The following is an 8158-nucleotide window of genomic DNA, read 5'->3' on the forward strand; positions in this document are numbered from 1 at the left end:
GTTGGTTTGCTAAGTGCTGCTATTGTACCCCTTGAGCCCTTAACAGGCTGTAACTTCATTTTCAAGAGCAATGCAACGGTTCCCCACGTCGATCCCTAACTCCCCAATTGAGCCATACTGATTACAAGCTGATATGTACAAAGTTCCATTGATATTGATTGATCGATTGAAGATTGCATTGATGATTATTGATCGCAACATTGCAGGAGCCTTGGTATGACCTCTGCCGCTTCCCCCATCCAATCCAACCCGATTCCTCTATTTACAGCCGACTTTTGGCAGGAGACCTTTGCCCTCGCCCGCCGCTTGTTTATCCAATTGCAGCGTCGCCCCGCCACCCTGCTGGTCGGCATCATCCAGCCGCTGCTCTGGCTGATTTTGTTCGGGGCCTTGTTCCAGAATGCCCCTGCCGGCATTTTCGGGGCCGGACAAAACTACACCCAGTTTTTGGGGGCAGGCGTGATCGTGTTTACGGCCTTTGGCGGGGCCTTGAACGCCGGTGTGCCGGTGATTTTCGACCGGGAGTTCGGATTTTTAAACCGATTGCTGGTGGCTCCCCTCACCTCTCGCTTTTCCATTGTGCTGGCCTCTAGCCTGTTCATCGTCAGCTTGGCGCTGCTGCAGACGGCGGTGATCGTGGGGGCAGACTACGTCCTCGGCGGCGGGATCCCGGACGGGCCGGGCTTGGCGGTGGTGGCGTTGATCGTGGGCCTGTTGGTCTTGGGTTTCACCGCCCTGAGCTTGGGCCTGGCCTTTGCCATGCCGGGGCACCAGCAGTTGCTGGCCTTTATCTTTTTGGTGAATCTGCCGCTGATCTTTTCCAGCACCGCTTTGGCTCCCCTCAGCTTTATGCCCACCTGGCTTCGCTGGGTGGCCAGCCTCAACCCGCTCACCTTTGCCATCGAGCCGATTCGCCACGTCTATCGCAGCAGCACCTGGAGCTTTGCCGATGTGGTGCTGCAGGCCCCCTGGGGCGAACTCACCCTGGCGGGATCCCTGGGGCTCTTGACAGGGTTTGTGGTGGTGTCAGTGCTGCTGGTGCAGGGGGTGCTGCGCAAGAGTTTGGCCTGAGCATTTTGCCCAGGCTGTGCCCCTCAAAGCCACTGGCGGGAGACGGACTTCTCTAGCTCTGCCTGCGCTTGCTGCACCAGGGCCAGAGGGCTGTCCTTTGCTGGCGAGAGATGTAGAGGAGGGGTGAGGCTGCGGGCCTGCAGGGCCATGTGGAGCTGCAGTTCGGTTACATAGTCGCGCAGGTCAAAGCCAGCGGCAGAAGAGGAGCGAGCTGTAGCGGAAGCGTAAGAGGCAGACATCACGGCAAGAAGTCCCTCGGAAAATGGCCACCGTCGCCCTGCTACGCTATCACGCCTGCTCCCTTCGAGGGAGTTCCAGAATGTTAGCTTTGATTAAGCTTTGCAACAGATTTTGGCCATGGCGGTTCTTGAAGATTGGCAGCGCTCCAAGTTGGATCCCAGCGACGATGCCCTCTTTTACGACTATCCCCGCTTCGTAACCCATGTGGATGCCGGCTTCATCGGCCAGCTCACCGATCTCTACCGCGAGTATTTGCGGCCTCAGAGCCGCATTCTCGATCTAATGAGCAGTTGGGTTTCCCACCTGCCGCCGGAGATGAACTTTGCCCATGTGGAAGGGCATGGGATGAATGCTCAGGAACTGGCCGCCAACCCCCGGCTTGACCATTTCTTCGTCCAGAACCTCAACCAAAACCCGCTTCTGCCCTTCCCGGACTGCACTTTTGATGCAGCGCTGAACGCGGTTTCGGTGCAATACCTGCAGCAGCCGGAGCAGGTGTTTGCCGAGGTGCATCGCATCCTCAAGCCCCAGGGCCTTTTCATTGTCAGCTTCTCCAATCGCATGTTTTTCCAGAAGGCCATCCAGGCCTGGCGGGATGGCTCGGAAGCAGAGCGGGTGGAGCTGGTCAAGCGCTATTTTGAGTCGGTGCCGGGATTCGAGATCGTCGAGGTGATCCAGCGGCCTGCTCCCCTGGGTTGGCTTGCCCTTTTGGCCGGCGGGGATCCCTTTTACGCTGTGGTCGGTCGGCGAACCGAGGCATGAGGCCATCCATCTTGCGCGTGGCGCCCTTGCATTTCTGGACTCCAACCGGCATGCCGCTGCGGTTCCCCGGCCTTGAGGGGCGGGTTGCTCCCTGCCGAACGACGGGGGCAAAGGCGACGAGACTGGATCCCTGAGGCAAACTGCCATCCCGAGGAGGTTCTGCGGGGGTTCTCCGGGCAAGCTTAGGAAGGGGGGGGCAAAGGGATCTGCAGCTCCACCACTGTGCCGCTACCCAAGCGGCGGTTGCGCCAGGTGATGGTTGCCCCGATTAGCTCGGCTCGGTAGCGCATGTTGAGCAATCCATGGCCGTGGCCAGGTTTCTGATCGGGATCGATCCCACCGTTGAACTCCGGCATGCCACGGCCATCGTCGATGATCTTCAGCTCCAGGTGGGTGTAAGGGGCTTCGGGATTGACAGAAGGCTCCTCTGCGCCGCTACCGGCTTGAACCTTGGGCTGAATGGTGATGTCGATGCGCCGTGCCCCTGCGTGTTTGACGATGTTGTTCAGCGCCTCCTGCACGATCCGAAAGATGTTGCTTTGGCAGGCAGGGCTGAGACGGGAGAGCAGGCCATCGGCGCGGTTGTCGAAGCGGGTGAGAAGCGGGTGAGGAGAACGCTGGGCCGCCCGTTCCAGAAGGCTGCGCAGAGCCGGGCCCAGGTTAAAAGCCCGCATGGCCAGCGGCTGCAGATCCTCGACGATCCCCCGCAACTCGGCCATGGTCTCCTGCAGTTGGACGCTCATGACGCGTAGCTGAGCCTGGCCGGCAGGGCTGAGGGTCGGATCGCCGGCGAGCTCCTGAATCTGACGAGACAGAGCTCCCAGATCCGCTAGGGTCTGATCGTGCAGATCGGCGGCCAGGCGACGACTTTCCGCCTCTCGCCCCTCGGTCAGCCCTTGCAAGGCTGCTGCCGTCGCCTCTTGACGGCGAACCTGCTCGTAGAAGGAGGCCCGCTGCAGCGCCACTGCCGCAATGTCTGCCAGCGCTTCCACCAAGTCCCTATCTGCAGGGGCAAATCCGGCGGCTTCGGGGGCAGTATCGGCAGTTGGAGGCTTCCGGCCTGCCGTCGCCAGGGGCGGAATGGAGGCGCAGAGCACACCCGCAATCTGGTTGGCATCGGTAACCAGAGGTACACACAGTAGGGAGCGGATGCCCTTCTGCAACAGCGTCTGGCGGGTGGGAAGGGGCAGCGGAAAGGTTTGGACATCGGGGATCAGCAGCGTGTCCAGATGGGTGTAGCAACTTACCCAAATGAGCTGGCTCAGCTCAGGGGTCAACGTCTGCCCCACCTGGGAAGGGATCCCCGGCTGACGGCGGTATTCCTGAAGAATGGCGAGGGGTTCTGGAGCCGCTGCAGGCTGTTGGGCGCTCGGCCCATAGCCGCTCCGCGGCGCCACAAAAGTACAGCGATCGACCTGCAAAACTTCCGCCATGCCCTCGAGGGCAATCTCTACCACTTGGTGGGGATCATAGGTGCCGCTGAGGCGCTGGGCGACCTGGCGCAACAAGCTTTCCCGCTGGGCCGAGATGCGGGTTTGCTCGTAAAGTTGCGCCTGTTGGAGGGCGATCCCCGCCTGCTCGGCCACGGCTTCCGCCAACTCCAGATCCTCCGGCTGCCAGGGGGATCCGCCGTGAGGGTAGCGCAGCAGGGCAATACCCCCCAACACTTCCTGTTGTCGCTGCGGCTGGTCAGAGGCAAACAAAGGCACCCACAACAGCCCGCTTCCCTGCCGCTGCGGCTTCAAGTCATCCGGCACCACCACCGGCTCCTTCAAGGTGGTCAGCAGGCTGGCTGCCAAGCGCAACTTGGCCTGAACCGTTTCCGACAATTCCGGCGGGATCCCCGGCTCCGGCCAGGGCTTCTGGAGGGATCCCGTCAGCGGGGCATCCAGCAAGGGCTCCGTCCCGCTCACGCGCACGGCAGGGGTGAGCTCCGGCGCATAGATGCCCACAGGATGCAGCATCTCCTGTTCCGGCTGCCAAAGGGCCAAGATACACACATCCGCCTGAAAAGCCGCACCAATCTGCTGGGTAATCGCGTGGAAGAGAGTGGTGGGCTCCAGGCTGGAGCGAATTGCCGCTGTGATCGAGTGCAACAGCGCCAGCCGTTCCGCCTGCCGATGGGCCCGCTCAAACAGGCTGGAACGAGTTAGGGCAATCGCCAGTTGGTAGGCCACCGAGCGCAACAGGTCAATCTCCTCCGGCTGCCAGGGGTGGGGTGTAGTTAGGTATACCCCCAGCAGCCCGATCATCCCCCCTGGCGCAGCAGCCAAGTCGGATCGGCCCGTCTGCGGATCCCTGCCGCCGGCTTCCCCCAGCCCGGCTCCTGCTGAGCCCACCGCTTGCAACGGGATCAGCACCGCCGAGCGAGCCTGTAGCGCCTGGAAAGCGGCCAGTCCCTGCGGCGGCAACAGATGTTCCTGAGCCGGCTGCATATGCAGGGCTATTTGCACCACCTGCCCCTCCTGCAACCGCTCGCACAGCGAGCCAAAGTCTTGGATCCGGTACACCTGCCCCAGGGACGGGGCCAGCCCAGGGCTTAGGGCCTCGTGGGTGACCTGAACCGTCTCCTGATCCGGGTTGATACTGTAAAAACAACAGCGGCTCAGCCCCTTCACCCCTTTCGAGAGAAAGGCGTGCTGCAGCTCCTTCAGGGCAGTGCTGACGATTTGATCCCACTGCAGAAAGCGGTGGACAGTGCTGGTGATGCGGTTGAGCAACGCCTCCCGCACCGCCTGTCGGCGGCTGCGCTCCAGCAGCTTGGCATTGATAATGGCGCTGGCCGTATAGGAACAAAGAAACTTCACTACTTCTACAAAGCTGGCCTCCAAGGGTGTCCGGCTCAGCAGAGCCAAAGCGCCCAGCCGCTCCTCCCCGCGGTTAATTGGGTAGGCGACAAAGCCCCGCAGGCCATTGGCCCTCACCCACTCCGGGGCAGGCATCCAGACCTCTTGATCCGGGTTGTTGCTCAAGAGGGGCAACCCTTGCTGGACCACACGCCCCATAGGGCTGTCATCGGGGTAGATTCGCTCAATTTGGGCGTGGGCAGGGCTGAGCAGGCCAGCATGGGCCACCGACCGAAAGCAACCCTCTTGCGGGTCGAAAAACCAGAGGCGAGCGGAGGCCACGCCCAGGCGGCTCACCATCTGGTGCACTAGGGTTTGAGCCAACTTGAGCAGGCCTTGCTCCCACACCTCCGGCTCCGCCGCTTCTGAAGCCTCTTGCGAAGAGAGCAGCACCAGTTCCTGAACGATTTGGTTGGCAGCCTGAAGCTGGATCAAGAAAGTGGAATCCGGATCGACAAAAGCCTGCAAAGGCATAGCAGCAAGCAATAGAAAAGTCAACTCCAACAGCCTGAACTCAGGCAACCACCTTCTGCACCGCCTCCAGCCGCCCCAAAGCCCAGCCCCGCCGCTGCAACAGCGCAAAAGAGGCCATCAAATCCGGCCCCTGCAGATCCCCTGTCAGGGCGGCCCGCAAGCTTTTCAGCAGCAGGCCCTTTTTCATCCCCTGGCTTTTGGCCACCTCTTCCACCAGCGGTTTTAGGCTGTCCGCGGAAACTGGCTGGGGCAACTCAGCAGCAGCCAACGTGGTGGCCATGGCGGCCATCGCTTCCGCCACCCCCGGCAGGCGCAACTGTTCCAGAGCCGGCAACGAGTAGCTGAGGGGCTCTTGAAACAAAAAGCGGCTCAGGGGAGGAGCCTCCGTCAGGCGGTCGATGCCCTCGGCGATTAGGCAGGCCACCTCTTCCAGCCAAGTGGGATCCGGCACGGATCCCAGGTCAAACCCCGCCGCCTGCCAAAAGGGTGTCAGCCGCTCCACCAATTCTGCCGGGGAGAGCTGCTTGATGTACTGGCTGTTGATCCAGTTGAGCTTGTCCCAATCAAAACGAGCGGCAGCCCGGTTGACCCGGTCGAAGTCAAACATCGTAGCCGCCTTTTCCAACGAGAAGATCTCTTCCCCATCGGGAGGCGACCAACTGAGCAAAGCCAAGTAATTCTTGAGAGCTTCCGGCAAGAAGCCCATCTGCTGAAACTCCGCCACCGAGGTCGCCCCATCCCGCTTGGAGAGCTTCTTCCCTTCTGGATTCAGGATCAGGGGAGAATGGGCAAACTGCGGCGGTTCATGACCCAGAGCGCGGTAGAGCAAGATCTGCTTAGGCGTGTTGCCGATATGGTCTTCGCCACGGATGACATGGGTGATGCCCATGTCGATGTCGTCCACCACCACTGCCAGGTTGTAGAGAGGGTAGCCATCCGCCCGCGCGATCACCATGTCTCCCCCCAAATCCTGGGTGTTCCAGGTAATGGGGCCGCGGATAAGATCCACCCACGACACCTCCAGGGGCTCCTCGATCTTGAAACGGATCACCGGCTGCCGACCCTCGGCTTCATAGGCCCGTCGCTGCTCCTCAGTGAGAAAGCGGTGGCGGTTATCGTAGCGGGGAGCCTTGCCGGCGGCCTTCTGCGCAGCGCGCATTGCTTCTAGCTCCACCTCGCTGACATAGCAGCGGTAAGCCAGCCCCTGGTCCAAAAGCTGCTGCACCACCGCTTGGTAGCGCGCGATGCGGTTGGACTGGTAGATGGGCCCCTCATCCCAATCCAGTCCCAGCCAGGCTAGCCCTGCTAAGATGTTGCGGGTGTAGCGGGGGGAAGAGCGCTCGCGGTCGGTGTCTTCGATGCGCAAAATGAACTGGCCACCGTGGCGGCGAGCGTAGAGCCAGTTAAACACCGCCGTCCGGGCGGTGCCGATGTGCAAGTTGCCAGTTGGGCTAGGGGCAAGGCGAACGCGAACACTCACAGGCAACGGTTCTCAAACAGTGCATCCCGATCCTAGTCGGCAGGGGGATCCCGTGTCATGTTGGGGGCTGCAACCGTTGTCAACCGAAGTCTTTCGGGTAGAATCCGCCTTAGCTGCCGGTCAAGAGGTAGGCTCCCCGGGGGTCAAGGTTGGTGGGCAACGCCCAGCTTCTGCTTTTTCCGGTGTTGAGGAACGAACTACAGTAGCGTAGGAGGAACTACAGCACATGCGTCTAACCCTGGCGATTGTTCTGGGCTGTCTAGCCGCCGGGATCCCGGCGGGGGCTGTTTTTGCCCAAATTGCCTATCCTTCTTACCCGGTGGGGGATGCCCTGGATGCGATCCTGCTGGATAGGGGCAGAGATGCGGATCCGGTGGTTTTCCCTGAAGAGGTAGTGCGCTCCCAGGCCCGGCGAACCACCGCCTTCTTCACCACTTTGCTGAACCAGCGCACCAACATCCCGCCCTTGCGCTCGCTGGATTTGCCCAGCCCCTACCAAGCCTCGGTCCGCACCCAGGCTGGCTATTACCGCGTTACCCAGACAGAGCCTGTTTTGGACGCCGAGCTCCTCCGCTAGGCAAGGCAGATACCCAGCCTGCATTGTGTAGAACCTCTACAAATTCGTGGTTTCGGCCAGGGGGCGTCGGGCCGAGAGGCTAAGATCGGCTTGTAGCGTGTTCAGGCTGCCTATGTCTGCCCGATCCAAAGTAGAAGCCCTCCCCAAGGGCATGGATCCCCGCCAGTTCACTGCAGCCGATGTGGCGGCCATTGCGGAGCGTCTGGAGCGCAACGAGTACCCCAACGTGTTCGACTGCCTGGAGGATTGGCACACCCTGCGGGCCATTGCCTTTTACTCTCCCGAGCTGGTGGCTCCTTATGCCCATCTGTTGGAGTGGGAAGTGGATGAAGACTAGAGCTGTCCTTGTAGCTCTGAGCTTTGCTTAGAAGGGATCCCCCTCCTCAACCAGAAGGGGGAGAAGAGCTTCCATCTAGCCCCTGTCTGCGAATAAGATAGCGCACTTCTTCGAGGAGAACGTTAAACCTCTGGTCATTCTCGATCTGACGCTGGTTGATGGCCTGGATAGCGCGTTCGTGCTCTTGTTGCAATGCAGTGAGAGTGATGAGAGCTTGAGTTACTTCCTCGGCCCATTCGGCCAAGTGTGCTAAGTCCGAGCGGGTCTCACGGACAACTTCCTGTAAGTCTCTCAAGCCTTGCGCTTGAGCCACGTTTTGCTCATAGCTTTCCCGAATGGCCTGGCGCAGCTGCTCAATTTCCCGGCTGCGA

General features: G+C 60.9%; 7 protein-coding genes and 1 pseudogene. 4 read left to right on the forward strand and 4 right to left on the reverse strand.

Annotated features, from left to right (window positions below; all coding sequences use genetic code 11):
- Window positions 1-216: 216 nt before the first annotated feature.
- Window positions 217-1071: an ABC transporter permease gene (locus NW855_RS01880; protein WP_011431489.1), complete on the forward strand. Its 855-nt coding sequence runs from the start codon at window positions 217-219 to the stop codon at window positions 1069-1071.
- A gap of 23 nt (window positions 1072-1094) precedes the next feature.
- Here the strand turns inward: NW855_RS01880 and NW855_RS01885 are convergent, their stop codons facing one another.
- Window positions 1095-1310: a hypothetical protein gene (locus NW855_RS01885; RefSeq protein ID WP_011431490.1), complete on the reverse strand. Its 216-nt coding sequence runs from the start codon at window positions 1308-1310 to the stop codon at window positions 1095-1097.
- Between the two features lie 118 nt (window positions 1311-1428).
- On the opposite strand from NW855_RS01885, the gene NW855_RS01890 reads away from it, so the two are divergent.
- Window positions 1429-2073 (forward strand): class I SAM-dependent methyltransferase, encoded by a 645-nt coding sequence (locus NW855_RS01890; protein WP_099813303.1) that lies wholly within the window; start codon window positions 1429-1431, stop codon window positions 2071-2073.
- 182 nt (window positions 2074-2255) lie between these two features.
- Here the strand turns inward: NW855_RS01890 and NW855_RS01895 are convergent, their stop codons facing one another.
- Window positions 2256-5393: a GAF domain-containing sensor histidine kinase gene (locus tag NW855_RS01895; protein ID WP_143596985.1), complete on the reverse strand. Its 3138-nt coding sequence runs from the start codon at window positions 5391-5393 to the stop codon at window positions 2256-2258.
- Window positions 5394-5433: 40 nt separating this feature from the next.
- Window positions 5434-6873: a glutamate--tRNA ligase gene (gene gltX, locus NW855_RS01900; protein WP_099813302.1), complete on the reverse strand. Its 1440-nt coding sequence runs from the start codon at window positions 6871-6873 to the stop codon at window positions 5434-5436.
- A 226-nt stretch (window positions 6874-7099) separates the two neighbouring features.
- Here gltX and NW855_RS01905 point away from each other — a divergent pair, with 226 nt between their 5' ends.
- Window positions 7100-7450 carry a hypothetical protein gene (locus NW855_RS01905; RefSeq protein ID WP_011431494.1) on the forward strand — a complete coding sequence of 117 codons (351 nt, stop codon included), beginning with the start codon at window positions 7100-7102 and terminating at the stop codon, window positions 7448-7450.
- A 112-nt stretch (window positions 7451-7562) separates the two neighbouring features.
- Window positions 7563-7787: a DUF2555 domain-containing protein gene (locus NW855_RS01910; protein ID WP_083759181.1), complete on the forward strand. Its 225-nt coding sequence runs from the start codon at window positions 7563-7565 to the stop codon at window positions 7785-7787.
- A 46-nt stretch (window positions 7788-7833) separates the two neighbouring features.
- Here NW855_RS01910 and NW855_RS01915 read toward each other — a convergent pair.
- A pseudogene (locus NW855_RS01915) lies at window positions 7834-8158 on the reverse strand (hypothetical protein); the annotation flags it as partial.

It is taken from the genome of Synechococcus sp. RC10B2 (genome assembly GCF_047502635.1).

Excerpts from the sequence above, each read along its gene's own strand:
- NW855_RS01880 (WP_011431489.1), top strand. The coding sequence starts at position 217 with ATGACCTCTGCCGCTTCCCCCATCCAATCCAACCCGATTCCTCTATTT.
- NW855_RS01895 (WP_143596985.1), bottom strand. The coding sequence starts at position 5,393 with ATGCCTTTGCAGGCTTTTGTCGATCCGGATTCCACTTTCTTGATCCAG.
- NW855_RS01905 (WP_011431494.1), top strand. The coding sequence starts at position 7,100 with ATGCGTCTAACCCTGGCGATTGTTCTGGGCTGTCTAGCCGCCGGGATC.
- NW855_RS01885 (WP_011431490.1), bottom strand. The coding sequence starts at position 1,310 with ATGTCTGCCTCTTACGCTTCCGCTACAGCTCGCTCCTCTTCTGCCGCT.
- NW855_RS01890 (WP_099813303.1), top strand. The coding sequence starts at position 1,429 with ATGGCGGTTCTTGAAGATTGGCAGCGCTCCAAGTTGGATCCCAGCGAC.
- NW855_RS01910 (WP_083759181.1), top strand. The coding sequence starts at position 7,563 with ATGTCTGCCCGATCCAAAGTAGAAGCCCTCCCCAAGGGCATGGATCCC.